Below are 25837 nucleotides of genomic sequence, written 5' to 3' on the forward strand. Positions count from 1 at the left end.
TTAACTCACAGCCAGACTTTCCCGAATTCACGAGCCCCATCATGACCACCGTAAGCATCGACGCCGACATCAAAGCCAAATGGCCGCAAGGTCATAGCTCTTACAGCCCGGGCAGCCCGGAAGAGTTGGCGATCATTGGTATCGATCTATTGGTCAAGGAGCTGGGGACTGAAGCGGCGCAATCCTTCATCGCGCAGGTGTTCGAGAAGTACCCGGCCGATTACAAGGGCGCCGAATACAACGAAAGGGAGTGAAACCCGCAGGCTGGCACCTGCGGGCGTGAAACTTACTTCAGACGCGCCAGGCGCTGGGTCAGCAGGTCGAAGAACCCCTGAGCGTCGCCGCTTTCAACCCAGAAAGCGTTCTTCGGCGCTTTCAGGCCGTCATACCAGTCGACGATGGTTTGACCGAACGTCGGGCCCTCGCGGCTATCAACCACCACATTGACCGAACGGCCGGTGAACAGCTCCGGCTTGAGCAGGTAGGCAATGACCGTAGCGTCATGCACCGGACCTCCCGGAAGACCGTAGTGCTCCATGTCACCTTTGACGTATTCGTTGAGAATGTCGCCCACCAGCTTGCTGGCGTTGTTGTCCAGCGCGGCGATCTGCTTCAGACGCGCCTCGCTGGTAAGGATTTTATGGGTCACGTCCAATGGTAGATAGGTCAGTTTGACGCCACTGTTCAACACCACTTTCGCCGCTTGCGGGTCAGCGAACAGGTTGAACTCCGCCACCGGAGTGATGTTGCCGCCATTGAAGTGCGCACCACCCATGATCACCACTTCCTTGATGCCCTGAACGATTTCAGGTTCCTGGATCAGCGCCAGGGCCAGGTTGGTCTGTGGACCGAGCATGGCGATGGTGATGCTGTGAGGCTTGGCGGTTTTCAAGGTATCTATCAGGTAATTGACCGCATTGCCGCTGGCCAGGCCTTTCTTCGGTTCATGTACGGCAACGCCCGACAGGCCCTCCTTGCCATGAATGTTCTCGGCATAGATCGGCGTGCGCATCAGTGGCTTCGGCGCACCGGCATACACCGGCACCTCTTCGCGCCCTGCCCACTCGCGGGCCAGCCGCGCATTACGCGAAGTCTTGTCCAGACGCACGTTACCGGCGACGGTGGTCAGCGCGCGGATGTTCAATTCTTCCGGCGATGCCAGGGCAAACAGCAAGGCCACCACGTCATCGGCCCCCGGATCAGTGTCGATGATCAAGTCGATCTTTTCCGCCGCTTGGGCGCTTGTTGCGGTAATCAGAGACAAAAGCAGCAGACTCCGAAGCAGGTGGTGCAGTTTCTGGGCATAGCGGTGCATAGCGCACTCCTTGTGCGTGGGAAAGCAGAATGACAATGGCGAATCAAAACGTAACCCCGGCCACCAGCACGATGTTGCAGTACGGCTGACATTCGCCGGTACGAACAATCGCCCGTGCCTGTCGGCTCAAGACCTTGAATTGATCATGACCGAGCAACTCACGCTGCCCCAGCGAACCTTCGGCATTCAGTTCGTCGAGCGTCGCCAGCGACGACGGTTGCTTGTCCAGGATCTCCCGCGCCAACACATGGCTTTCGACCTGCATTTCGCTGAGCACGACTTTCAATGTGCTGATGAAATCCGGAATGCCGTGGGTCAGGGCCAGATCGATCAGTTCGACGCCCGGAGGCACCGGCAAACCGGCATCGCCAATCACGACCATGTCGCCGTGGCCCAGGGAAGCGATCAGTCGCGACAACGCGACGTTGAGCAGTGGTGTTTTCTTCATGGTGCTTTAAAGGCCTGTACATCGGACAAATCGGGAATCGAGGGTTGCGCGCCAGCACGGGTCACTGACAGCGCGGCGGCCACCTGGCCGAAACGGATCGCGTCGCCCTCGTTTTTGCCGGTCGCCAATGCAGCGGCGAAACCACCGACAAAGGTGTCGCCAGCCGCCGTGGTATCGACCGCTTTTACCTTCGGCGCCGGAAAGTGTTCGAAACTTTTGCCATTGGCAAACAGCGAGCCCTGGGCACCCAGGGTGATGATGACCTTGCCCGCCCCCATCGCAATCAGCCGGGTCGCTGCGGTTTCGGCGGTTGCCAGGGAGTCCACCGGCAAACCGCTCAATGCCGAGGCTTCGCTTTCGTTCGGGATCAGGTAATCGATGGCGGCATACCAGTCTGCCGGCAATGGACGACTGGCTGGCGCCGGGTTGAGAATCACGGTTTTGCCCAGTTCACGACCGCGCTTGAGCGCATGTCCAACCGTGGCATCTGGCACTTCCAACTGACAGATGATCACATCTGCCGCCTGCAATACCGCGTCGAAACGATCGATCACTTCTGGCGTCAGTGCGCCATTGGCACCGGCGACGATGATGATCGAGTTCTGGCTGTTGTCATCCACCACGATCAATGCCACGCCGCTGGCACCGTCGACAGTGCTGACCGCCTGGCAATCGATGCGGTCGGCCAACAACGCCCCGCGCAGCTCTTCGCCATAGGCGTCGCTGCCTACGCAACCGACCATCGACACCTGCGCACCCAGCCGCGCCGCAGCAACCGCCTGATTGGCGCCCTTGCCACCGGAGACCGTGGCAAACGACTCGCCGATCAGCGTTTCACCGCCACGGGGCAACCGCGATGCGCGGGTCACCAGGTCCATGTTCAGGCTGCCTATCACCACTACTTTTGCTGACATACATTGCTACTCATCAATTCTGTTTCAGTGGTGCTTTTGATTTAACGGGTTTCCATCTTCAACGGAAGTGGTCAAACACACCGGCCAACGGCGCAGTCGATTCCCGCAGGACAATACTGGGCGTCACGATCCGTTGATCGGTGGCCCTGTCCGGTGTGGCGATCCTGCGTAAAAGCACGCCGGCCGCCATCTCGCCGAGTTGCAGGATCGACTGGCCCACGGTGGTCAGCGCCGGATAGACATAACGGCTCATCTGGATATCGTCGAAGCCGATCACCGACAGCTCGCTCGGCACTCGAATATTGCGCTCGGCGGCGGCTCGCAGCACGCCGATGCCGATCATGTCGTTGCCGGCAAAAATCGCGCTCGGCGGGTTTTTCTCCAACAGGATCGCGGCGGCGCTGTAACCACCGGTGCTGGTGAAATCGCTTTCCAGCATGCGCTCGCGAGGCACTTCGACACCCGCCTCTTTCAGCGCACGGCAATAACCGGCCATACGCATCTGCGCCACGCTGGTACTTGCCGGCCCGCCAATGGTGGCGATGTCGCGATGCCCCAGCTCCAGAAGGTGCCGGGTCGCCAGATAAGCGCCGTACTCATGATCGATGCGCACCAGATCGGCATTCACGCCTTCCAGCCCGCGGTCGACGATGACCATCGGCGTGCGCACGCCCGCCAGGCCTTCAGCCAGTCCCGCATCACCACCGGCCGAGGCCACGATCAGCCCGTCGATGCGTTTTTCCAGCAACACGCGCAGGTAGCTGCGCTGTTTTTCCGGGTTGTCGTCGGAGTTGCAGAGGATCACGCAATAGCCATTACGCTCGCAGTAATCCTCGATGCCGCGAGCCAGTTCGGCGAAGTACGGGTTCAGACTGTTGGGCACCAGCAGACCGATGGTCGCCGTGGTCTTGGCCTTCAATGAGCGGGCCACGGCGCTGGGCACGTAGTCGAGACTTTTGATCGCGGCCTCGACCTTGATCCGCACTTCCTCACTGACCGGCCGGGTCTTGTTCACCACGTGGGACACCGTGGTGTAGGAAATCCCCGCGAGGGCTGCCACATCCTTGATTGTTGCCATGACTCAGGTCCGCCGGCTTGCGCGCTGACTGCGATAGGTATCAAGCACCACCGCCACCACGATGACTGCGCCGGTGATGATGCGTTTGGTCGGCTCGGTTGCGCCGATCTGCGCCAGACCGGCCGCCAGCACGGAAATGATCAGGACCCCGAAAAAGGTGCTGATGACCGAACCGCGACCGCCCATCAGGCTGGTTCCGCCGATCACCACGGCGGCGATCACTTGCAGTTCCAGGCCCGACCCGGCGTTCGGGTCCGCCGCCTCCAGACGAGAAATCTGGAACAGCGCGGCGATACCGGCCAGCAGTCCCATCAGACTGAACACCAGAATCTTGTAGGGCTTTGGATTGATCCCTGCCAGACGTACCGCCTCTTCGTTGGTGCCGATGCCGATCAGGTAACGACCGAACACCGTGCGGGTCAACACCGCCTGAGCAATGAAGATGATCAGCAAGGCAATGATGAACGATGGCGAGATGCCGAAGGCGATCGGGTTGGACAGCCAGGCAAAGGCATCACCGATGTAGGCCGTGCGCGAACCGGTCATCTGATACGCCACGCCGCGCGCCATTTCCAGCACACCGAGGGACACGATGAACGACGGGATCCGCCAGGCCACGGTGATCGAACCGGTGACGGTCCCGGCCAGCGCTGCTGCCGCCATGCCGAGCAGTGCCGCCGGCAATACGCTCCAGCCCCAGCCGAGAATCGCCACGCTGACCGTCGATGCTGCGAGTGCCAGCACCGAGCCAACCGACAGGTCGATGCCGCCGATGATCAGCACGAACGTCATACCGACCGCGAGCACCATCAAATCCGGAATCTGGTTGGCCAGGGTGCTGAAGGTGTCGTAAGACAAGAAATGGCTGCTCAGGACCGAGAACAGCACGACCATCGCCAGCAAGGCACCGGCCAGACCCAGATAGGTGCCGAGGCCGTAAAAATTGCCACTACGTTTACCGGCAGACGTTGCAGTTTTCATTGAGGATCCCTAGGCGCTGCTTCATTGAGCAACGCATCACGTTTTTGGTAGCCGGCAAAAGCGGCGGCAAGCAAGTCATCCTGGGTCCAGCTATCGCGTTCGAACGTCTCGATCAGACGCCCCGCCGACAGCACGCCGATGCGGTCGCAGATCAGCATCAGTTCGCGCAGGTCGCTGGACACCACCACCAGCGCCTTGCCCTGACGGGTCAGCTCGCCGAGCAGTGCATAGATGTCGAATTTGGCGCCGACGTCGATGCCGCGAGTCGGCTCGTCGAACAGCAATACTGAACAATCGCGTTCCAGCCAACGGCCGATCACGACTTTCTGCTGATTGCCGCCGGACAATTCCGACACCCGTTGTGTCGGGCTGGAACTGCGGATGCGCATGGCGTCGATCTGACGCTGGGCCAGGGACATCTCGTCACCCGTGTTGACGAAACCGCCACTGGAAATCTCCGGCATGTTGCCCAGGGCAATGTTCGCGCTGATCGATTGGGTCAGGAGCAAACCTTCACCCTTGCGGTCTTCAGTAATCAGGGCAATGCCGTGCGCGACGGCGTCAACCGGTGAACGAATACTCACGACCTGTGCTGGCGAACCCAGTGCAACCGTGCCGCTGTCCGCCGTGTCGGCGCCGAAGATCAGGCGCAGCAACTCGGTACGCCCTGCCCCGATCAAACCGGAAATCCCGAAAATCTCACCGGCGCGCACTTCGAAGGACACGTCGCGCACCTTGTCCGAGCGGGTCAGCCCCTTTACCGTCAACGCCGGAGCGCCAATCTTGCGAGGGCCCATGTCGATGTGTTCACCGAGTTCACGGCCGACCATCAGGGTCACCAGTTGCTCGCTGTTGTAATTGGCCATCGGCTCGACGCAGACCAGATTGCCGTCGCGCAACACCGCAATGCGCTGGGCGACACGGGCCAACTCTTCGAGGCGGTGCGAGATATAGATGATCGACACACCGCGAGCCTGCAGGCGCGTGATCTGCTCGAACAGCATTTCGACTTCACGGGCCGTCAGCATCGCGGTCGGTTCATCGAGGATCAGCACATGACAATCGCCGATCAGGTTGCGGGCGATTTCGACCATTTGCTGGTGACCGATACCCAGCTCGCCGACCAGGGTGTCCGGGTCGATCGCGTCGAGCCCGACCTGGGCCATGGCCTCGATCGCGGCCTTTCGAAGTTTCTTGCGACTGATCCAGCCCGCGTTGCTGGGCAGGTTGTCGAGAAACAGGTTTTCCGCCACCGACAGGGTCGGCAGCAGATTAAGCTCTTGCATGACCATGCGAATGCCCAGATCTTCAGCCTGGGTACGGCTGCCGGGGCGATAGTCCTGACCCTGGAATTGCATCTGCCCGGTGGTCGGCGTGACCAGCCCGCCGATGATTTTCGACAGCGTGCTTTTGCCGGCGCCGTTCTCGCCGGTCAGCGCCAGCACTTCACCGCGCATCAACGTCAGGTCGATGCCGGCAAGAACAGGCTGCGCATAGGTCTTACCGATACCGCTGACCGAGAGGACAGCGATCGGAGCGGAAACTGACATAAAAATCTCCATGTGCTCGCCCGGACGGACGAGCACCGTTGTGTCGCCAGAAGGACTACTTGGTAACCAGCTCAACCGGAGTTTCGATGACGCCGTTGGTGCCGCTGTCGACCTTCTCGCCCTTGATGATTTTCAGCGCCGTCTCGATACCGAACACGGCTTGCCTGGCGGCGAACTGGTCAGCGGTGGCCAGGACACGGCCGTCCTTGAGCATCGGTTTGATGGCGTTGATGTTGTCGTAGCCGACCACTTGCACCTTGCCCGCCTTGCCCGCGGCACGCACGGCGGACACGGCGCCGACGGCCATGCTGTCGTTGCCGGCCAGCAGGGCTTTGATGTTCGGGTATTCGCTGAGCATGGAAGAGGCAACCTGGTTGCCCTTGTTGATTTCCCAATCGCCGGATTGCAGGGATACGACCTTGATCTGGGCCGCTTCCATCGCATCCTTGAAGCCTGCAGTGCGGGCCTGGGCGTTGGTGGTGGTGGACACGCCTTCGATGATGCCGACTTCGTCACCGGCCTTCAGTTGCTTGGCCAGGTATTCGCCCACCAGCCTCGCGCCTTTACGGTTGTCCGGACCTACAAACGGAACGGTGATGTTCTTGCTTTTGACGACAGCTGGATCCAGCTGGTTATCGATGTTGATCACGGTGATGCCAGCATCCACCGCTTTCTTGATCACTGGCACCATGGCCTTGGAGTCAGCTGGCGCGATGACCAGCGCATTGACCTTGGAGACGATCATCTGCTCGACGATGCGGATCTGGTTGGCCGTGTCCGTTTCGTCCTTGATGCCGTTGGAGATCAGTTCGAAATCGCCGGAGTGGTCTTTCTGGTAGGCCTTGGCGCCGTCTTCCATGGTCAGGAAGAATTCGTTGGCCAGGGATTTCATGACCAGCGCGACTTTAGGTTTTTCAGGGGATTCGGCGAAAGCCGAGGAGACAGGCAACGCGGCGGATGCGGCAGCCAGCATAGCGACAGCGAGAAGACGTCCAGCGAATGGCAGCTTCATGGGTTCACTCCGATCTTATGATTATTCTGAGCAATGCTTGCGCGGGCATAAGCTTCACCGGATTCGCCGAGGAACAAGCCATCGGCGGAGCCGCGCAAACGTTTGCGTAGACCGAACTATGCGAACCCTGTCGTCATTTGTCAACGACCGAAAAAACCGTTTTGTACTACGGCGGGTGTCTCTTTTTACGCCGTGGTACTGACAATACCACCCGCGCTGGAACCCTTGGCCAGCTCCTTGACCAGATTGCCGGTTACTTCCAACAGTGCCCCGTTGGTGGCGGCGACCTGTCCCTGAATCGACATGACCACTGCGGCCTTGGCTTCCGGTGTCGGGTAGGTTGCAGTCTGGGCTGCCGCCAATTGCTGCTGTTGCTCGCGCAGTTGCTGCTGCAGCTCCTGCATGCGTTTGAGCAACATCTTTACTGCGATGCTTTGGTCGCTGCCGCTTTCTGCTTTGGCTTCGGCCGGGGTGCCGCCACCGGTGCGAACCTTGGTTTTGTCAGCCGATTCCTCGTTACCCAACGCCAGCGCCGACGCTTCGGAAGTCGAATCGTTCAAAGCGTTGATCGTCGCCGTGGACTTGCCACCAATGGTGATTGCGCCTGCATTGGGAAAGCCAACCGAAAATGACATGTGAACTCCTGGAGAAAAAGATCCTTTGAAGGCCATCGACCTGCGAACGATTTTCTTTAGTACCTATTTGCCATCTGGCAAGACGACTTGCTCGACAGGAGCCGTAGTCCTTTTCGGAGAGCCGAACGTAAATGCCAAACATATTCGGAAACCCGGACAACAAGCTGTTGAAGGCCCATCTGACAAAAACCACATAATTGATACAAATCATGAGGTTAAAGGCATTTTTTCAATTCTGGATATGACTGGTACAGATCCTGCTCCCTCTACTCCACCCCAGGCGTTCAGATCAGCCTGTGGCGCATCTAGATGAACCTGCATCAGCACACTACTAGAGAGAAAAATAATGACATCTGCTTTCAAGACTTTCGTTCCGGGCGCTTTGGCCCTCTTGCTGCTCCTTCCGACAGCCCTACAGGCAAAAGAAGCCGAAACCCAACAAAAACTGGCGAACGTGGTGATCCTCGCCACGGGCGGCACCATTGCCGGCGCGGGCGCCAGCGCCGCCAACAGCGCGACGTACCAAGCGGCGAAAGTCGGCATCGAACAATTGATCGCCGGGGTTCCGGAACTGAGCCAACTGGCTAACGTTCGCGGCGAACAAGTCATGCAAATCGCTTCAGAAAGCATCACCAACGACAACCTGCTGCAACTGGGCCGTCGCGTTGCCGAACTGGCCGACAGCAAGGACGTCGATGGCATCGTCATCACCCACGGCACCGACACCCTGGAAGAGACTGCCTACTTCCTGAACCTGGTGGAAAAAACCGACAAGCCGATCATCGTCGTAGGCTCCATGCGCCCGGGCACCGCGATGTCCGCCGACGGCATGCTGAACCTGTACAACGCCGTCGCCGTAGCCAGTAGCAAAGACGCTCGCGGCAAAGGCGTGCTGGTGACCATGAACGATGAAATCCAGTCCGGTCGCGACGTCAGCAAGATGATCAACATCAAGACCGAGGCGTTTAAAAGTGCCTGGGGTCCACTCGGCATGGTGGTCGAAGGCAAATCCTACTGGTTCCGCCTGCCAGCCAAGCGCCACACCATGGATTCGGAATTCGACATCAAGAACATCAAGAGTCTGCCTGACGTCGAAATCGCCTACTCCTACGGCAACGTGAGTGATACCGCCTACAAAGCGCTGGCTCAATCCGGCGCCAAAGCCATCATCCACGCCGGTACCGGCAATGGCTCGGTGTCTTCGCGTGTGGTTCCAGCTTTGCAGGCCCTGCGCAAGGACGGCGTGCAAATCATCCGGTCCTCCCACGTCAACGCCGGTGGTTTCGTTCTGCGTAACGCTGAACAACCTGACGACAAGTACGACTGGGTCGTTGCGCATGACTTGAATCCACAGAAAGCACGCATCCTGGCCATGGTCGCGCTGACCAAGACCAATGACAGCAAAGAGCTGCAGCGGATGTTCTGGGAATACTGATTCGCCCTCGCCCGACCGGTTCCGGTCGGGCACCGCTGTCACCACTCGCCATCTCTGGCGAGTGGTCTCATATCCGATAAAAAAATTTCCCTCTTCCTACACCAAACGGAAAATATCGCTGTCAGAGGATTTTCTTGAATTTTAAGCAGTTGCGAAAATGCCTACAGTTAAATACTGTATGCACGTACAGCTTAATAAGGATAATTCCGTGGCCACCACCTCCTCCTCTCCTGACGCCTATGAACGCATGGGCATGCGCGTTCAGAAAATCATCAATTCTCCCACCGCCCAGAAAGCCAAAGCTGCGCTGATCTTTCGTCTTCCGGACGAGCCCGTGGACGAGTGGGAACAGTTGCTCGAAGAAATCGACGAGAACGACAACGTTACCCTCGCCTATCGCGACGATGGCGGTGTGCAGATTTTCTGGGTTGTGCCGAAGGAAGATTGAGTCAATGAGTGTCCGTTGTTTTGCTTTGCTGTTTCTGCTCTTTGCGATGGGTGCCCAGGCTGACGCCCCGCGCACCTTCAGCGAAGCCAAGAAAGTCGCCTGGAAGTTGTATGCGCCGCAATCCACCGAGTTCTACTGCGGGTGCAAGTACACCGGCAATAAGGTGAACCTCTCCGCCTGCGGTTATGTACCGCGCAAAAATGCCAAGCGCGCTTCCCGCATCGAATGGGAGCACATCGTCCCTGCCTGGCAGTTCGGCCACCAGCGTCAGTGCTGGCAGGAAGGCGGACGCAAGAACTGCACGCGTTACGACCCGACCTATCAGAAAGCCGAGGCCGATTTACATAACCTGGTGCCGAGCATCGGCGAGGTAAACGGTGATCGCAGCAACTTCAGTTTTGGCTGGCTGCCGGAGCAATCCGGACAATACGGCTCGTGCCTGACCCAGGTTGATTTCAAGGCGAAGAAGGTCATGCCCCGCCCTTCCATTCGCGGCATGATCGCCCGGACTTACTTCTACATGAGCAAGCAGTACGGTTTGCGCCTGTCGAAGCAGGATCGGCAACTGTACGAAGCCTGGGACAAAACCTACCCGGTGCAAGCCTGGGAACGCCAACGCAACCAAAGTGTGGCGTGCGTGATGGGACGCGGTAACGAGTTTGTCGGGCCGATTGACATGAAAGCGTGCGGCTAAACGCTGACCGAACGCAAAAAAGGCCTTGGGTTGAATGCCCAAGGCCTTTTTTGTTTTAACCGCGCTCGTTTTACCAGGGCGGTCAACCATCGTTACTGAGTCACCGAATGCTCGATGACCAGCAATTCGATGTTCTGTTTTTTCGCGCGGGTCAGCGCCGCACGCACCTCTGCCTGCTTGGCTTCAGCCTCGGCTTTCGAATTGTAGGGCCCCATCAGGATGCGGGTCTTGCCATTGTCCTTGACCACGCTGGAAACGAAACTGTGCTCGATCAGCCAGCCGCTGAGGTCGCTGACAGCCTGGGTTATTTCACCTCGCACCTCCAGATCCCACTGAGGTGCGGAGGCCACCACCGGCGCGGCAGTCGCAGCCGGCTGCGGCTTTTGCGCATCTACGCGCTTGCCTTCACCACATCCCGCCAATGCCAGTACTGCGATTACCAAGGCCATTTTGCGCACAACGCTTCCCTCTGAATGCTGAAAACGGGGATTTTAACACCCATGAATACTTCCCGAGTGCCGCAAAATGGGCTCAAAACAACGAGAATGATGGATGCGGCCTCTGTATAGTTACGCCTTGGGAATTAATGCAGCATCTGCGCGTCAGAAAGAGGCACCCAAACCGTGAGACTTAGCACTAATCTATACATACCACCGACCTCTGCACTGTCCGAATCAGGTGCCCCATAAAGCAATCAAGGAGAAGACCATGCTGATACTCACCCGCAAAGTCGGTGAAAGCATAAACATTGGCGATGACATTACGATCACTATTCTGGGCGTAAGCGGCCAGCAAGTCAGAATCGGCATCAACGCCCCGAAAGACGTTGCGGTGCACCGCGAAGAAATTTATCAGCGCATTCAGGCCGGCCTGACAGCTCCGGACAAGCCACAATCCTGAATCCTGCTGCAGTCAGTAGCCAGCCCGTTCGCCCCGGAACCACGGCTGGCTAAGATTCTTGTGTCGCTACCACCAGCGCAGTGCCCCTCCCAGAACGTGAAGCCGATACTAGCGGCATGTCTCACGTCATGGCTGTCGGACGTTTCGGATAAATCCTGGGGAAGTGCGCAATCGCACTCGCCTAACCAAACGTCACACCCCGCGCCATGCCCGTAGCCGCGATGACCATCAGCAGCACCAGCAGCGCTTCGACATGACTGATCCGTGCGAACAGCGTTGCACGGCCGGTATTGATGGCTGCGCCCCGCGCCTGCGCGATTCGCCATTTGATCAGCGTCACCATCGGTGGAACTTCAAGCAGCAGGATAAGAACGAAAAGCGTCATCTTGAGGTGAAACAGCGGCTGATGCAGATAGTAGTCAGTGCCCTTTTCGTACCCGCCAAAGGCTCGCATCCCACCAGTCACCAGCAGGACGACTGCAGAAATCCCCCACAGGTTATCCGCGCTCAATACGCTGCGAGCATCCCCTACGCCCTTGGCCAGGCGCCGAAAAGCCGTACCGCGGGACAGGACTGCCCAGAAACCCAAGGCAAACGCCAAGAGATGGATCGCAGCAAGAAACCAGTGCACAAGCATCGATATACTCCCGTCAGGCCAACATTCAGAGTGGCCTGAAGTAGTAGCCCAAAAAGCAGGAGTCTGCCTGCGCCCAAGGATGGAAGACGTGAATCGCTCAGAACTGCCAACGCTCGTACTGCTACCAGGAATGGATGGTACCGGCCAACTTTTCAGCCCCTTGGTCTCCGCTCTAGGGCCAGATGTCGAAACGATTGTTGTCCACTACCCGTACGACGTTTCATTGAGCTACGAAGAGCTGGAAGCGATAGCGCGAAAGTCATTGCCCACGGATCGCCCCTTTATCTTGCTCGGAGAGTCCTTTTCCGGCCCCATTGCCATTTCACTGACGGCCCTGCATTTGCCTCAACAGATTGGCTTGATCCTGTGCAGCACCTTTATCCAAAACCCGCGACCGGCATTCAAGTCACTCAAACACTTGATCCCCCTGCTGCCCATCGAACTTTTCCCCACCCAATGGCTCAGTAAAATCTTGCTGGGTCGATTTTCTACCGCAAGCTTGCGCGCAGCACTGAATGAGGCAATCACCCAAGTCACGCCCTCGGTGATGCGCTCACGGCTTCGATCAGTAGTGGAAGTGGATGTGTTGGCACAACTTGCCCGTGTCGACATCACGACGCTGTACCTTCGCGCCCGCCAGGATTGGGTGGTACCGGAAAGCGCCTCAATGCAAGTATTGAAGGCAAATTTCAAGGTTACGGAAGTCGTTCTGGACGCACCACATTGCCTGCTTCAGGCATCTCCGATGGAGTCCGCCCGCGCTATACGGGACTTCATGGGGCGTGTCATCCCGGCAGTTGAATGATTACTTCACAGCGTTACGGCACTCAACGCGCACGGAAATCTCAGCCAAAAGGATCAGAGCCCACCCGCTTCGCGACGCTGTCGCGACCTGAAATCTTGATCACGCAACAGCAGTCGCGGCAACTTGAAGAGTTCGAACGCACGATCAACCAGCTGGAAAGCAATTGATTTGCGACGCTGCGAGACAATCATTCGACCGACTTCGAAACCAAACTCAGCGGCATCTTCGCGCGACACAAAAAACATCGAAAGTGCTTCACTGGCCTCTTCTTTGCCGTCGAACCAAATCGAAATCTTTGCCTTGTGATGCGTTTGCAGATTTTCAGGTTCGTCTGGTTTTGTTTTGATTGGCCCGACGGTAGCCACCAGGATTTCGTAACCAGAGAACGTCTCTTGCTTCGTAACGATTGAAGTCCCTGTTGTCATTACCGCCGTCCATTGCTTGTAAAAGATTGGGCGCTACGATACCCGTAAATCTGGGCAATGCCAAACTGCCATCATCTATAAAGTCGTATCCCGTTCCGTAGGACGCCCAAATCGCAAGCAACAAAAAAGGGCTCACCTTTCGGTGAGCCCTTCCAGACCGCCCAGCAGAGCGGATTTTGTTGGGTAGGCGCGATTGGACTCGAACCAACGCCCCCCACCTGTCAAGCCTAGCCCTGCTGCTCCTGGATTTCACAGAACGCCCATGCACTGAAAATCGTGGTCGAGCTGGCGTATGAGACGGCCATACGGCGCTGAAATCCTGAAGCTGACAAAAGACTGCCTGCACCTCAAGACGTGATCGACGGAAAGAATGGCACACGATCCATTCCCCTCACCTACCGTGCCGTTGAAACTCTTGAACCCGCCCAGTTATGGGCCACCGTCAAGCGTCCACCCCCAATAACCTGCTCTTCGTTGTCACTCCACACATTGATATGGGCGATGTTGAAGCCAGGCATTGCACTGGATGTGCCGGACAGCCTGCACGTTGACTCAAGGCTGCTTGCGGAAGAACAAGGTAATCTGGCCGACTTCCACCCCGAATTTGGTCATGAACGAGCGATTGATCAGGGTGTTCTTGTCCATCAGGTACATCCAGTCGTCTAACTCGACCTCATACTCTTTGCCATCCACCGGGAGGCTCAGCACATATCGCCAACGCAGTGCATTACCCGCCACCTCACCACGCGCCTCGCCCACCACGTCGCCGGCGGTTCCGCGCCATTGACTAGAACCAACTGGGGTAAGCGTCCACACCCGTTTTTGCTTAGTACCGTCGCTGTACGTAAATGACTCGTCGAGGATCAGCCTGCTACCTTCGGAATGGCCATTGATCTCCACGTGAAAGCGCTTGGTGACCTCGCCTGAACGTTTTTGAAACATACCCCAGGCTTCGACGCGGCCCTCGAAGAATTCGCGCAACTCAAGCGTGGGCGTCTCCTGGCTGTAGGTCTGCACATCCACCCGGCTGCAACTTGCAAGGCCAATGCAAAGTAGCAATATCCCTATCCTCAACATGTGCATTTCCTCAACGGTCTCAGGGTTTAGCTGCACCCAGCAATTGAGCGCGCAGCTCCGGGTTGCGTGTTCGGGGGTCAAGCCAAATGGCGAAAAAGGCTTTGGCGAACGCATCACCTTTCACTACATGCCGCAGTTTCTCGCCGACGTAAAAACGAGCGCCCTCTTTAGGGATATAGACTCCGGTGATGCGGTCACCGGCGCGCACATCAACAAATGCCTGCTGCATCTCCCACTCCCAGCGGGCCATCAGCTCTGAGTTCACGGAGTTGGGCGATAGGCGACGGATTTCTTTGATGCTGGCCTCAACCAGATCATCGCGACTTACAGCGCGGCTATAAGTCAACTCCAGCGCAAAAGGAACATCCGCATCCAGCGGCCCACCGGCAATCAGGCGTGGGCTCCAGAACTGCGCGCTGTAGATGGAAAAACCAAGGACGCGCATCTCCCCACTGCCCAACCGACGAGCATCGGGTACAGCCTCGCGCCAATCCGCCAATAGTTCTGCACTCTGGAGCATCAGAAGAAGACAGATTGCGTGGCGGATTAAGCGGTCCGTCTGCATAGTCACACAAAGACCTCGGTAAGACTCAAAGGATGCCGTTAAAAGCTATACCAAATACAAATCTTGTACAGCTAATGCCTCAAATGGGACTGCCCCACAAAAACGTACACCAACGCCCCGTTCAAATAACGCAATTGCCAAGCACCTAAAAACTCCTCACCAAGCGATAACCGACTGCTCTGGCACAATCAGCGGCATGAACCCCTCGCCCAATCCCGACGAACTGACACCTGACGAGCTGCGCACACTCGTCGCGCAGTTGCTCACTGCAGTCGACGCGATGGGCAGAAAAATCCACCGTAATCAAACCATCATCAAGCACTAGAGACTTAAACGCCCTGCCCTTATCCGACAGCTTCACTCGCACTGGCGCTCATCTTTCGGATCTCGGCAACGGTTAATCACGCTGGCGCTTTCCAGATGCTTCACTAGCTGCGCAAGGATGCTCGACTCAAGACACATCCTTGATTTGATCATCCTCTGCCGCCTGTATACGGCAAGGCTTATCGCATCTGTCGCCGGGGCACCGCTTCTGTGCCTATCCAAAATTTCTGATGCATAAATCAACGATCCACTCTGGGTCAATTCAATTTGCAGGGTGAGTCAGTGTCCAATAAGCGCCTAAATGACGGCCATTGTCAGTCGGGGTTTTTCGGCCTATCTTATACAAAACCTATACAAGCCTGACAGACATGCACAATAAAAATCAGTGGCCACTCACACTTTACTTTGACGGCGAATGCCCACTCTGCGCCCGGGAAATCAAATTCCTCAACCAGCGAGCCTTAGACACCCGCCTGCGATTTGTTGACATCAACGAGGCTGATTTCGACTCAACGGCCTTAGGGTTCACGTTCGAGCAAATGCAGTCATCCCTGCATGCCCGATTCGCGGATGGTCGCTGGATGAAGGGCCTGGACGCCACGCTGTGGAGCTGGCGAGCAGCCGGTCTGGGCTTTTGGGCCACACCGCTGACCTGGCCTGCGATCCGGCCGCTACTTACCGTCGGATATCGCCTGTTCTGCCGCGTACGCCCGTATTTGGCATGGTTGCCTCATCCGGATGGCAGCCGCCGCTGTCGCGATTACCGCTGTGCGGTGAAGCCGCCAGCACCAGAGCCCACGAACCGCCGGCTGTGAAAAAAACTGAAGTGACCTGCACGCCCCTGCTGCCAGGGATTTCCCTTTCATGAAATGCAGCATCACTGAGAACATCAACGTGGACCCATCTCTATCCGAGCATTACCGTGAAATTCTCGTCGGCGTCGGCGAGAACCCTGAGCGAGAAGGACTGCTGGACACGCCAAAACGCGCAGCCAAAGCCATGCAGTACCTGTGCAATGGCTACACGATGAATCTGGAAGAGCTGATCAACGGCGCACTGTTCGAGTCACAAAACGATGAAATGGTCATCGTGCGCGACATAGAACTGTATTCATTGTGCGAGCACCACATGCTGCCCTTCATCGGCAAGGCGCATGTGGCATACATCCCCACCGGACGTGTCCTGGGCCTGTCGAAGGTTGCGCGAGTAGTCGAAATGTTCGCCCGCCGCTTACAGATTCAGGAAAACCTGACAAAGCAGATTGCCGACGCCATCCAGCACATCACCGATTCCGCCGGGGTGGCTGTGGTCATCGAAGCACAGCACATGTGCATGATGATGCGCGGCATAGAGAAGCAAAACTCGGTGATGACCTCCTCGGTGATGCTGGGCGCCTTTCGCGAGTCATCCACCACGCGTCAGGAATTTCTGCAATTGATCGGGCGCCGCTAGCAACGCAATCGCGCTTTTCTGTGGGAGAGGCTAATGAACAATTCTTTCACGATGAACTCGCTTGGCGATGGCTACCGAGCCTTGGTGATCGGCGCCAGCGGAGCACTCGGCGCCGCTTTTTGTGAATGGCTAAAGGCAGATCCAAGCTGTGCAGGCGTTCGTGAGCTGGGGCGCAAAAGTGTTCCTGGATTGGATCTGGAAGAGCCTGAAAGTATCGCCAGAGCCGCTATCGAATTAGCGACCGAAGCACCCTATCAGTTGATTGTGCACGCCGCTGGCCTGCTCCACCGCGACGAAATCAAGCCTGAAAAAAGTTATTGCGCGATTGAAGTGGATGCGTTTCAGGCTGTCTTCCAAGTCAACACATTCGGGCCTGCTCTTGTGTTGCGCCACTTCCTTCCCTTGCTTGATACACAAGGCGCGATGGCGGTGCTCTCCGCCAAGGTCGGCAGCATTGGCGATAACCGGCTGGGCGGATGGTATGCCTATCGCGCCTCCAAGGCAGCGTTGAACATGCTGATTAAAACAGCGGCAATCGAACTGGCACGCACCCGCCCTCAGACCCGCTTGCTGAGCCTTCATCCTGGCACTGTTATTTCAAGCCTGTCACAGCCCTTTCGGGGCGCCTCTGCTGCCAGGCCTGCAAGCACTGCGGCCCGAGAATTGTTGTCACTGATTGACCGCTTGGCGCCAGCCGACAGCGGCCATTTCTTTGCTTACACCGGAGAACGCCTACCCTGGTAGGCAAGGAGTACACCTTGAATCTGCAAGCGTTGATCGAGTTAGCTTCGAAGGGCGAAATCCGTGAGCTGGAGTTGCTGTCGCTGGAGGGTGGTTTTTATGTCGCGCGCGTCACGCAGGATCACGGTCAGTTCACGCTGCTCAACGATGCCGCGAAACCACTGCACCTTCGTTCCGTCAGTCACCTGCGTGAATTACTGCAACTGGCTCCACCCTTTCCCTGCGTGCTGGTGCAGCAGTGCGTGCACGATGAAATGTGCGGCGTACGTGAAGGCCCCATAGATTCGTTGCGCATTCCCTTTTCACTTACGGCGCCGTTGTGAGTCGTATGCATCTGGACCATCGCGCATGAAAAACACCCACCGCCTTCGTCTGGTTCTGGGCGACCAGTTATCGTTTGACCTTGCCTCTTTGCAGGGCCTGGACGCCGAGCACGATACGGTGTTGCTGGTCGAGGTGATGGAGGAAGCCAGCCATGTGCCCCATCACCCACAAAAAATCACATTCATCTTCAGCGCCATGCGCCACTTTGCCGATGCGTTGCAGCAGCGCGGCATTCGCGTGCAGTACGTGACTCTCGATGATCCGCAGAACAGCGGTTCAGTGTCGGGTGAGTTGAGGCGCTGGCACGCATTGCTAGCGCCGGATGAGTTGCACCTTACAGAATGTGGTGACTGGCGCCTGGAGCAGTCGCTCAAAGATTGTGGCTTGGCAATCCAGTGGCATACCGATACTCGTTTTCTCTGCACCCGACTAGAATTTGCGTCTTGGGCCGAAGGCAAAAAACAGCTGCGTATGGAGTTCTTCTACCGAGAGATGCGACGCAAGAGTGGCTTGTTGCTCAATGGTGACAGTAGCCCGGTCGGCGGTGCCTGGAACTTTGATGCTGAAAACCGGAAGGCACTTCCCAAAGGCTTAAGAGCCCCCTCGCCCATGCGCTTTTCGGCCGATGCGATAACCCAGGACGTGCTGGCGCTGGTCGCAAAAAACTTCTCCGGCCACTACGGTGCCGTTGACACCTTTGACTACCCGGTAACCCACGCCGATGCCCAAGCGCTTTGGGACTACTTCCTCGACTGGGGTCTGGCAGCCTTCGGCGACTACCAAGATGCGATGGCCAGTGATGAACCCTTCCTGTTTCATGCGCGGATCAGCGCCGCGCTGAATATTGGCCTGCTGGATCTGCGTCAGCTGTGCAGCGATGTGGAGGGCGCCTATTGCTCAGGCAGCATTGCGCTGAATGCAGCCGAAGGCTTTATCCGCCAACTCATCGGCTGGCGTGAATACGTTCGGGGGGTCTACTGGCTGAAGATGCCCGACTACGCCGACGGCAATCTGTTTGGCAACGACAGACCGCTTCCAGAGTTCTATTGGACGGGCGATACCAGGATGAATTGCATGAGCCAAGCGATCGGGCAAAGCTTGAAACATGCCTATGCCCACCATATCCAGCGGCTGATGGTAACCGGAAACTTTGCACTGCTGGCCGGCATCGCGCCGACCCAGATTTGCGACTGGTACCTGGCGATCTATATGGACGCATTCGACTGGGTCGAACTACCCAATACATTGGGCATGGTCATGCACGCCGATGGTGGTTACCTGGGCTCCAAGCCTTACTGCGCCAGTGGCCAATACATAAAGCGCATGTCCGACTACTGCCGTAATTGCGCGTACAAAGTCGGTGAAAGCACGACGGACGACGCCTGCCCTTTCAATTCGCTTTACTGGCATTTTCTGATGCGTCACGGCGACCTTTTGCGCGGCAATCAGCGCATGGGCATGGTCTACAAAAACCTCGATCGTATGACTGAATCAAAGCAGCAAGCGCTATGGGATCGCGGCCAGAAACTGCTCGCCAAACTGGATGCCGGGGAGTCGTTTTGAAGAAGAGTGAACTCCCGATCAAAACCTGTGCGATCTGCGGATTGCCCTTCGCCTGGCGCAAAAAATGGGCGCGCTGCTGGGCCGAGGTGCGCTACTGCTCGGAGCGTTGCCGGCGGCACAGACGCATTGAAAACCGAGTATTTATGCCAGATATAAGACTAAGTGCTGCACGCTTATAAACCTCGAATTCAGGTCGTTTGGCACGGTGCCTTATAGCTACAAAACATTGGATAAACGTAACCGTCCGCCAAACACACCTTCCCGATCCCAGCACTTAGCACAATGATGCCAAATCAATCCAAAGTGGACACCTCAAATGCCCATACGGGCGCAGTCGAATTAGTTTTGGCCAAGGCCTGTTATCCCACCACGTGTCACGAGGCGTGGTTGCCTGCGATAAAAGGCGTGAATAGCCCATACCACGCCGACGAATAGCAACCCTGTCCCAAGCGCTTCCATAGGAGAGGGCCAGCGTTGATTGATGAGCAGGCCCATCGTAGTTGCATAAATGGTTCCGCTGGCGATCAATTGCCCGCTTAGAGCCAGAGGTAGACGTCGAGTTGCGATTGACCATGCCCAGGCACCTGCAAGGGTGGCCCCTAACCCCTGAATCAACCCACAGACTATTAGCGCCTGAGTACCTGCCAACCCGCTCGGATGGCTAGCGAAGTGGGACAGGTTCAAGTACAGACCAACGGGGATGAAAGCCAGCATTTCCACGCTGCACATGAAGATCAGCATGGCTGACCACAACATGGGAGACATGCTTGGGCGTTGAGCCAAAGCACTTTCATTTAACAATCCAAAACCAGTCCAAAACCCAATTGCCATTAACGATGCGAGCAGCCCAAGCAGTATCGAATGGGTCGGGAGCTCCACCGTTGCGCTGCTAAAATCAAACACACTCAGGTTGACCAGACTTATGCCCAAAGCCGCGACCAACAGCGGCCCGGCAATGGCGCGCCAGGGCACGCTGGAGCTTCGCATGTTGCCGGCAATCGCGAGCACGATCGGTACTGACCCCATCATTACCGGAGGAATCACCGGCCCAGCTGCCAAGACCGCAGTAGTGATCAGGAAGAAGTAGCCGATGTAACCTAAGAAACCCAGCAATGCGGCGCTGGCCCAGTCGCTGAGTCGCAATTGCCGCACTTCGCTACGGTAAACGAACAGCACAAGCAGGCTACCTAAACCGGCAAAGGCATAGCTCACCACAGCCAGATCAAAAAGGCTGTAGTCGCCGACCAACCCCGGAAAGATGTAGAGCAGTGACCAGGAAAAAGTGGCGGCAATGGCCGCTAATAGGCCCAGCGTCATACGCTCTGCTCCTGTTGGGCCTGTTTGCGGATCCAGCAATGAGCTACGTGGCGGGCAGTGTCAAATACCCTTACATCCTGGCCCAAGGCGCCGCTGACAAAACTGCCCTCCAGCAAGATAAACAGCCCCTCAGCAACTGCGTCAGGGTCGCTTATACCTGCGCTCATGGCCAAGGCGGCAAGGTTTTCGCGTATCCCTTGCTTATGCCTGCTCACTGCCAAATGCACAGGGTGGCTAAACTGGGGGAATTCAGCCGCACTGTTGACGAACAGGCACCCGCGCTCGCTATCTTGCAAAAGAAAGCGTTGATACAAATCGAAAAACGCGAGCATGCCGCTGACCGGGTCAGGATACCCTGCCAAGGTGCGCGCCACCTCTTCACGCCAGCGTCGGTCACGCTCCTCAAGGCAAGCCACTATCAGCGCATCCTTGGAGGGGAAATGGCTGTAGAGCGTCATCTTGGTAACACCCGCCATCGCGGCGATGGCCATCACACCCGTAATGTATATACCTTGTGACAGAAACAGCTTCAGCGCTGAGTCAATCAAGCGCTCGCGGGTATTGTCCATATTAAGGCACTCCGGCATCGGGACGGAGCTGACTATACTGACCGGTAAGATTGTAGTGCGTCCAAATACGACCTGAGTCATGGCCGTTACGACACAGACCGCTGCATGCCAACTCAGCAGTAAGGCTTAGGATTTGACCAATCAAGAAGTTCGCTACGCTAGGTAAGCGTCCCCTGCCCCCGCTTGGTTAGGCCAAGCTCTCCCTGGTAACGGGAAGCCCCCCCAAAAAGGGAGAAGAGCCTGGGCGATATCCGCTGCAAGCGTAACTGGTAACGATTATCCAAACCCGGCCCTCGCGCCGGGTTTACAGTTTTCATGTGGCGGCCACCACCTGTTTGTACCTATACCTGCGGGCCAGTAGAGGCCTGGTCGCGGGGTTTAACTTCACCCGCAGGTTTTCGCTAAGGTTCGGGTGGGCATCAATCCTGTTGAACAACATCTTTTTCGGCGTTCACATTGCCCAGCGTGAACGAACCCAATATTTTGTGAACGCCATGCAAGAAATCCGAAGCACAAAAAAGGGCTCACCTTTCGGTGGGCCCTTCTAGACCGCCCAGCAGAGCGGATTTTGTTTGGTAGGCGCGATTGGACTCGAACCAACGACCCCCACCATGTCAAGGTGGTGCTCTAACCAACTGAGCTACGTGCCTGCTGTGAGGCGGCATTCTACGGAATTCCGGAGGGGTGTCAACACCTTTTTTCGAGCTAAGCCTATGAATATGCAAAATATTTAATTTCGCCGCTGCAAAGAAGATTTTGCGGTGGCTGGCGGTCGATTTTTAACTCGGGTAGGATCGGCGCACTCGTAAAATATATTAAACAGAGGCTGCAGGATGGCGAACACTCCCTACCCAGAGTCCTATTACGCCGCATCGGCCAATGCGGTTCCGCCGCGCCCGGCCTTGCAGGGTGACGTAGAGACTGATGTCTGTGTGATCGGTGCCGGTTATACCGGTCTGTCCTCTGCCCTGTTTCTGTTGGAGAACGGTTTCAAGGTCACGGTGCTGGAAGCCGCCAAGGTCGGCTTCGGCGCTTCTGGTCGCAACGGCGGCCAGATTGTTAACAGCTACAGCCGCGACATCGATGTGATCGAACGCACCGTTGGCCCCAAGCAGGCACAGTTGCTTGGGCAGATGGCGTTCGAGGGCGGGCGGATCATTCGTGAGCGGGTCGCCAAATATAATATTCAGTGCGACCTGAAGGACGGTGGCGTGTTCGCCGCGATCACCGCCAAGCAGATGGGCCATCTGGAATCGCAGAAGCGCCTGTGGGAGCGTTTCGGTCACACGCAACTTGAGCTGATGGATCAGAAACGCATTCGTGAAGTGGTGAACTGCGATCAATACATCGGCGGCATGCTCGACATGAGCGGCGGGCACATTCATCCGCTGAACCTGGCGCTCGGCGAAGCGGCGGCAGTCGAGTCATTGGGCGGCACTATTTATGAGCAATCGCCGGCGGTGCGCATCGAGCGCGGCGCGAACCCGGTGGTGCATACCCCTCAGGGCAAGGTCAGGGCCAAGTTCATCATCGTGGCGGGCAACGCTTATCTCGGCAATCTGGTGCCAGAGCTTGCGGCCAAGTCGATGCCTTGCGGCACTCAGGTAATCACCACCGAACCCTTGAACGATGAATTGGCGAAAAGCCTGCTGCCACAGGATTATTGCGTCGAAGACTGCAATTACCTGCTCGACTACTATCGCCTGAGCGGTGACAAACGCCTGATTTTCGGTGGCGGCGTGGTGTACGGCGCGCGGGATCCGGCGAACATCGAGGCGATCATCCGGCCGAAGATGCTCAAGGCGTTCCCGCAACTCAAAGACGTGAAAATCGACTACGCGTGGACCGGCAATTTCCTGCTGACCCTGTCGCGACTTCCTCAGGTCGGGCGCCTGGGCGACAACATCTACTATTCCCAGGGTTGCAGCGGTCACGGTGTGACGTACACGCATCTGGCGGGCAAGGTGCTGGCCGAGGCGTTGCGCGGTCAAGCCGAGCGTTTTGATGCGTTTGCTGGCTTGCCGCACTACCCATTCCCCGGCGGCCAACTGCTGCGGACCCCGTTTGCGGCGTTGGGGGCGTGGTATTACGGGTTGCGGGATAAGCTCGGCTATTGACGGACTTGTAGGTGCCGGCTTGCTGGCGATGACGCCTATGCAGTCAACAAACAGTTGGGCAGGCGCAGCGCTATCGTCAGCAAGCCGGCTCCTGCAAGGGGTGTGTCAGAGCCGATTGCGTGGGCCAAACAATCAAAAAACCGCTGCTTTGCGGCGCAGCAAATCTATGAACAAACCCAACTCCCGACTGATGTGTCCGCCCTTGCGCAACAGCAGCCCGAACGGCGCCAGTTGCACATCCAGCTCTACCGGCAGCGCCACCACCAGCCCCATTTTCAGGTAGTCGCGCAACGCGGTTTCCGACAGCACCATGATTGCGTCGGTCAGCTGGATGAGCTGCTGCATGGAATACACCGAGCTGCACTCGATGATGTCGGCAGGTGTCGGCAAGGCCAGGCGCTGCAAGGCCTGATCCAGACCGATGCGCGCCGGACTGGTCTCCGGTTGCAGAATCCACGGCCAGCCGCTGACCAGTTCCGACAGCTCTAGTTTTTTGCGTTTGGCCAGTGGATGGCCGGCGTGCACCACCACCAGCAATCGTTCATTGCCCAATTGCTCGAACGTGTAGTGCTCGCTGTCAGTGGCGGCATTGCGTCGAGCGATGGCGAGGTCGATACGGCCCTGCTCCAGCAACTGGATCACCTGATCGCTCGTGTCGCCCATGATGCGGATTCGCAGTTGCGGATTGAGCGCCTTGATCTCGGCAATCGAATCCATCACCAGATCCGGCGCGGCGCCCATGATCGTGCCGATGGAGAGATAGCCATAGCCGCCCTGCTGCCGTGCGATCAGGTCTTCGGCGCAGCGATCGAGGCCGCTGATGGCTGACTCGGCGAAGCGAATCAACTCGGCGCCCAATGCCGTCGGCCGCATCCCGCGTGGCAGGCGCTCGAACAGGTCGCAGCCGAACATGTCTTCAATCTCATGCAGCATGCGGGTGGCGGCCGGTTGCGACATGTTGAGGCTTTGCGAGGCGCGGTGCAGGTTCAGACTGCTACTGAGCGCCACCAGCATGTGCAGATGTTTGTAGCGCAAACGGTTGAGCAGGCTGCGGGAAACGCTTGGCGTAGTCATGAGAAGCCTTTTTTATCGATACCCTGAAGGTATCAGTTGTTAGCTAGATTCGATTTGTAACGCATCGATCCGCAACCGTACAGTCTTCTCCATAAGAACAAATGCCCTACCAAAGGAAAACTGCGATGAAGACTTTACCCGCGCCTCTGCTCGCCAAAATTTCCTGGCGGCTGCTCCCGTTTCTCCTGCTGATGTACATCATGGCCTTCCTCGACCGCGCCAACGTCGGGTTCGCCAAGCAAGCCTTTCAAGCCGACACTAATATCAGCGATGCCGCGTTCGCCTTCGGCGCCGGGGTGTTCTTCGTCGGTTACGCACTGCTCGAAGTACCAAGCAACCTGATCCTGCACCGTGTCGGCGCCCGTCTGTGGATGTGCCGGATCATGGTCACCTGGGGCCTGGTCTCCGCCGCGATGGTCTTCGCCCACACCGAAACCAGCTTCTACGTCCTGCGCTTCTTGCTGGGCGTGGCCGAAGCCGGTTTCTTCCCCGGCGTCATCCTTTACCTCACCTACTGGTTCCCCAACGCGGTACGCGGCAAGGCCATGGGTTTCTTCTATTTCGGCGCGCCGCTGGCGTTCATCTTTGGCAGCCCGCTGTCCGGCCTGTTGCTTGAGCTGGATGGTTTTGCCGGCGTCCACGGCTGGCAGTGGCTGTTTGCCGTTGAAGGCTTGATGGCCACGGCGGTGGGCGTCTGGGCCTACTGGTACCTGGACAATCGCCCGGCCGACGCCAAGTGGCTGACCGTCGAGGAGCGCCAGCAAGTGCAGACCTTGCTCGATCAGGAAGACAGCCACAAACAGAACCACGGTCGCAGCCTGCTCAATGTGCTGTGCCAACCCTCGGTACTGTACCTGTGCCTGATTTATCTGCTGATTCAGGCCAGCGTTTATGGCGTGGTGTTTTACCTGCCAACTCAGGTCGGCGGGTTGCTGGGCACCAAAGTCGGGCTGATGGTCGGGCTGGTCACGGCGATCCCATGGATCTGTGCATTGGTGGCCGCTTACTTGATTCCCGGTTACAGCGACCGCACGGGCGAACGTCGTCGCATCGCCTGCCTGACCTTGTTGATGGCCGCCGCCGGGATCGCCTGCTCGGTGACCTTCAGCAGTCCGTTCCTCGGCATCGTCGCCCTGTGCTTCGCCGCTTCCGGCTTCATCGCTGTGCAACCAGTGTTCTGGACCTTCCCTTCCAGTTACCTCGCCGGCAGTGCCGCGGCGGCCGGTATCGCCCTGATCAACTCGTTCGGCGCCCTCGGCGGCTTCATCGCCCCGGTGCTGAAAAACTGGGCCGAAGGCGCCTTCCATTCACCGGCCACAGGTTTGTACGTGCTGGCCGGCACCACCGTCATCGCCGCGTTGCTGGTGCTGGGCGTGCGTTCGCCCGGCCATAAAGCTTCGAACAAACCGGCCACCGTTTAAACCTGAGGAGTCACAC

31 protein-coding genes and 1 tRNA gene are annotated in these 25837 nt (G+C 57.6%); 14 read left to right on the top strand and 18 right to left on the bottom strand.

The genetic code is table 11. The features are described from left to right. The first annotated feature begins 41 nt into the window (after positions 1-41). The gene (locus PMI01S_RS03040) at positions 42-254 is read left to right on the top strand and encodes a hypothetical protein (RefSeq protein WP_033061806.1); all 213 of its coding nucleotides are present in this window, start codon (positions 42-44) and stop codon (positions 252-254) included. A 32-nt stretch (positions 255-286) separates the two neighbouring features. Here PMI01S_RS03040 and PMI01S_RS03045 read toward each other — a convergent pair whose 3' ends face one another. From PMI01S_RS03045 to PMI01S_RS03080, 8 genes are all read right to left on the bottom strand, one after another. After that, on the bottom strand, positions 287-1315 hold the full coding sequence (locus tag PMI01S_RS03045) for a nucleoside hydrolase (protein ID WP_084317965.1): 1029 nt from the start codon (positions 1313-1315) through the stop codon (positions 287-289). Positions 1316-1358: 43 nt separating this feature from the next. Continuing rightward, positions 1359-1763 (bottom strand): D-ribose pyranase, encoded by a 405-nt coding sequence (rbsD, locus tag PMI01S_RS03050; RefSeq protein ID WP_084317966.1) that lies wholly within the window; start codon positions 1761-1763, stop codon positions 1359-1361. Continuing rightward, entirely contained in the window at positions 1760-2677 is a 918-nt protein-coding gene (rbsK, locus tag PMI01S_RS03055; RefSeq protein WP_084317967.1) for a ribokinase, read from the bottom strand. The genes rbsD and rbsK overlap by 4 nt, the downstream gene beginning before the upstream one ends. Positions 2678-2735: 58 nt before the next feature. Then, the gene (locus PMI01S_RS03060) at positions 2736-3755 is read right to left on the bottom strand and encodes a LacI family DNA-binding transcriptional regulator (RefSeq protein WP_084317968.1); all 1020 of its coding nucleotides are present in this window, start codon (positions 3753-3755) and stop codon (positions 2736-2738) included. 3 nt (positions 3756-3758) lie between these two features. Next, positions 3759-4736, bottom strand: a complete 978-nt coding sequence (locus tag PMI01S_RS03065; protein ID WP_084317969.1) for an ABC transporter permease — start codon at positions 4734-4736, stop codon at positions 3759-3761. Next, positions 4733-6286 carry a sugar ABC transporter ATP-binding protein gene (locus tag PMI01S_RS03070; protein WP_084317970.1) on the bottom strand — a complete coding sequence of 518 codons (1554 nt, stop codon included), beginning with the start codon at positions 6284-6286 and terminating at the stop codon, positions 4733-4735. Before PMI01S_RS03070 ends, PMI01S_RS03065 begins: the two co-directional genes overlap by 4 nt. Positions 6287-6341: 55 nt before the next feature. Beyond that, positions 6342-7298: a sugar ABC transporter substrate-binding protein gene (locus tag PMI01S_RS03075; protein WP_084317971.1), complete on the bottom strand. Its 957-nt coding sequence runs from the start codon at positions 7296-7298 to the stop codon at positions 6342-6344. 185 nt (positions 7299-7483) lie between these two features. Further along, on the bottom strand, positions 7484-7933 hold the full coding sequence (locus tag PMI01S_RS03080; protein ID WP_084317972.1) for a hypothetical protein: 450 nt from the start codon (positions 7931-7933) through the stop codon (positions 7484-7486). A gap of 346 nt (positions 7934-8279) precedes the next feature. On the opposite strand from PMI01S_RS03080, the gene PMI01S_RS03085 reads away from it, so the two are divergent. The 3 genes from PMI01S_RS03085 to PMI01S_RS03095 all read left to right on the top strand — a co-directional run bounded on the left by PMI01S_RS03085 (position 8280) and on the right by PMI01S_RS03095 (position 10510). Continuing rightward, a complete protein-coding gene (locus tag PMI01S_RS03085) occupies positions 8280-9368 on the top strand; it encodes an asparaginase (RefSeq protein ID WP_084317973.1) in 1089 nt (362 codons plus the stop codon). 157 nt (positions 9369-9525) lie between these two features. Then, positions 9526-9816 carry a DUF1654 domain-containing protein gene (locus PMI01S_RS03090; RefSeq protein ID WP_084317974.1) on the top strand — a complete coding sequence of 97 codons (291 nt, stop codon included), beginning with the start codon at positions 9526-9528 and terminating at the stop codon, positions 9814-9816. A 4-nt stretch (positions 9817-9820) separates the two neighbouring features. Continuing rightward, entirely contained in the window at positions 9821-10510 is a 690-nt protein-coding gene (locus PMI01S_RS03095; RefSeq protein WP_084317975.1) for an endonuclease, read from the top strand. Between the two features lie 92 nt (positions 10511-10602). On the opposite strand, the gene PMI01S_RS03100 is transcribed toward PMI01S_RS03095, so the two are convergent. Continuing rightward, entirely contained in the window at positions 10603-10968 is a 366-nt protein-coding gene (locus PMI01S_RS03100; RefSeq protein ID WP_084317976.1) for an SPOR domain-containing protein, read from the bottom strand. Between the two features lie 250 nt (positions 10969-11218). Here PMI01S_RS03100 and csrA point away from each other — a divergent pair, with 250 nt between their 5' ends. Then, positions 11219-11410: a carbon storage regulator CsrA gene (gene csrA, locus PMI01S_RS03105; RefSeq protein WP_008028241.1), complete on the top strand. Its 192-nt coding sequence runs from the start codon at positions 11219-11221 to the stop codon at positions 11408-11410. 181 nt (positions 11411-11591) lie between these two features. On the opposite strand, the gene PMI01S_RS03110 is transcribed toward csrA, so the two are convergent. Then, a complete protein-coding gene (locus PMI01S_RS03110; RefSeq protein ID WP_084317977.1) occupies positions 11592-12047 on the bottom strand; it encodes a DUF2214 family protein in 456 nt (151 codons plus the stop codon). Positions 12048-12135: 88 nt separating this feature from the next. On the opposite strand from PMI01S_RS03110, the gene PMI01S_RS03115 reads away from it, so the two are divergent. Further along, positions 12136-12852, top strand: coding sequence for an alpha/beta fold hydrolase (locus PMI01S_RS03115; protein ID WP_084318056.1), 717 nt, complete (start codon positions 12136-12138; stop codon positions 12850-12852). 53 nt (positions 12853-12905) lie between these two features. On the opposite strand, the gene PMI01S_RS03120 is transcribed toward PMI01S_RS03115, so the two are convergent. From PMI01S_RS03120 to PMI01S_RS32315, 4 genes are all read right to left on the bottom strand, one after another. Further along, positions 12906-13277 (bottom strand): hypothetical protein, encoded by a 372-nt coding sequence (locus PMI01S_RS03120; RefSeq protein WP_084317978.1) that lies wholly within the window; start codon positions 13275-13277, stop codon positions 12906-12908. A gap of 552 nt (positions 13278-13829) precedes the next feature. Continuing rightward, positions 13830-14354 (bottom strand): DUF3833 domain-containing protein, encoded by a 525-nt coding sequence (locus PMI01S_RS03125; protein WP_084317979.1) that lies wholly within the window; start codon positions 14352-14354, stop codon positions 13830-13832. Positions 14355-14373: 19 nt separating this feature from the next. Then, a complete protein-coding gene (locus PMI01S_RS03130; RefSeq protein WP_084317980.1) occupies positions 14374-14919 on the bottom strand; it encodes a chalcone isomerase family protein in 546 nt (181 codons plus the stop codon). Between the two features lie 357 nt (positions 14920-15276). Continuing rightward, positions 15277-15396 carry a MarR family transcriptional regulator gene (locus tag PMI01S_RS32315; protein WP_139273003.1) on the bottom strand — a complete coding sequence of 40 codons (120 nt, stop codon included), beginning with the start codon at positions 15394-15396 and terminating at the stop codon, positions 15277-15279. A gap of 215 nt (positions 15397-15611) precedes the next feature. Between PMI01S_RS32315 and PMI01S_RS03135 the strand changes: the two genes are divergently transcribed. The 6 genes from PMI01S_RS03135 (at position 15612) to PMI01S_RS03160 (ending at position 19502) form a co-directional block, all read left to right on the top strand. Then, positions 15612-16058 carry a thiol-disulfide oxidoreductase DCC family protein gene (locus PMI01S_RS03135; protein WP_084317981.1) on the top strand — a complete coding sequence of 149 codons (447 nt, stop codon included), beginning with the start codon at positions 15612-15614 and terminating at the stop codon, positions 16056-16058. A 79-nt stretch (positions 16059-16137) separates the two neighbouring features. Then, the gene (gene folE / locus PMI01S_RS03140) at positions 16138-16695 is read left to right on the top strand and encodes a GTP cyclohydrolase I FolE (protein WP_090473967.1); all 558 of its coding nucleotides are present in this window, start codon (positions 16138-16140) and stop codon (positions 16693-16695) included. Positions 16696-16728: 33 nt separating this feature from the next. Further along, entirely contained in the window at positions 16729-17439 is a 711-nt protein-coding gene (locus tag PMI01S_RS03145) for an SDR family oxidoreductase (RefSeq protein WP_084317983.1), read from the top strand. Between the two features lie 14 nt (positions 17440-17453). After that, positions 17454-17759, top strand: coding sequence for a DUF6482 family protein (locus PMI01S_RS03150; protein WP_084317984.1), 306 nt, complete (start codon positions 17454-17456; stop codon positions 17757-17759). 25 nt (positions 17760-17784) lie between these two features. Then, positions 17785-19323 (top strand): cryptochrome/photolyase family protein, encoded by a 1539-nt coding sequence (locus tag PMI01S_RS03155; RefSeq protein ID WP_084317985.1) that lies wholly within the window; start codon positions 17785-17787, stop codon positions 19321-19323. Beyond that, positions 19320-19502, top strand: coding sequence for a DUF2256 domain-containing protein (locus PMI01S_RS03160; RefSeq protein WP_084317986.1), 183 nt, complete (start codon positions 19320-19322; stop codon positions 19500-19502). The genes PMI01S_RS03155 and PMI01S_RS03160 overlap by 4 nt, the downstream gene beginning before the upstream one ends. A 160-nt stretch (positions 19503-19662) precedes the next feature. Here PMI01S_RS03160 and PMI01S_RS03165 read toward each other — a convergent pair whose 3' ends face one another. The 3 genes from PMI01S_RS03165 to PMI01S_RS03175 all read right to left on the bottom strand — a co-directional run bounded on the left by PMI01S_RS03165 (position 19663) and on the right by PMI01S_RS03175 (position 21859). Then, the gene (locus tag PMI01S_RS03165; protein ID WP_084317987.1) at positions 19663-20640 is read right to left on the bottom strand and encodes a DMT family transporter; all 978 of its coding nucleotides are present in this window, start codon (positions 20638-20640) and stop codon (positions 19663-19665) included. Beyond that, a complete protein-coding gene (locus PMI01S_RS03170) occupies positions 20637-21209 on the bottom strand; it encodes a TetR/AcrR family transcriptional regulator (protein WP_084317988.1) in 573 nt (190 codons plus the stop codon). The genes PMI01S_RS03165 and PMI01S_RS03170 overlap by 4 nt, the downstream gene beginning before the upstream one ends. Before the next feature lie 573 nt (positions 21210-21782). Further along, positions 21783-21859: transfer RNA gene (locus PMI01S_RS03175), tRNA-Val, on the bottom strand. A 183-nt stretch (positions 21860-22042) separates the two neighbouring features. Between PMI01S_RS03175 and PMI01S_RS03180 the strand changes: the two genes are divergently transcribed. Then, positions 22043-23326, top strand: a complete 1284-nt coding sequence (locus PMI01S_RS03180) for an NAD(P)/FAD-dependent oxidoreductase (RefSeq protein ID WP_084317989.1) — start codon at positions 22043-22045, stop codon at positions 23324-23326. A gap of 132 nt (positions 23327-23458) precedes the next feature. Here the strand turns inward: PMI01S_RS03180 and PMI01S_RS03185 are convergent, their stop codons facing one another. Beyond that, a complete protein-coding gene (locus PMI01S_RS03185; RefSeq protein ID WP_084317990.1) occupies positions 23459-24400 on the bottom strand; it encodes a LysR family transcriptional regulator in 942 nt (313 codons plus the stop codon). Between the two features lie 125 nt (positions 24401-24525). Here PMI01S_RS03185 and PMI01S_RS03190 point away from each other — a divergent pair, with 125 nt between their 5' ends. Further along, complete coding sequence (locus PMI01S_RS03190; RefSeq protein WP_084317991.1) at positions 24526-25821, top strand: MFS transporter; 1296 nt, start codon at positions 24526-24528, stop codon at positions 25819-25821. The last annotated feature ends 16 nt before the right edge of the window (positions 25822-25837 follow it).

The sequence above is a fragment of the Pseudomonas migulae NBRC 103157 genome (assembly GCF_002091715.1).
Lineage (GTDB): Bacteria > Pseudomonadota > Gammaproteobacteria > Pseudomonadales > Pseudomonadaceae > Aquipseudomonas > Aquipseudomonas migulae_A.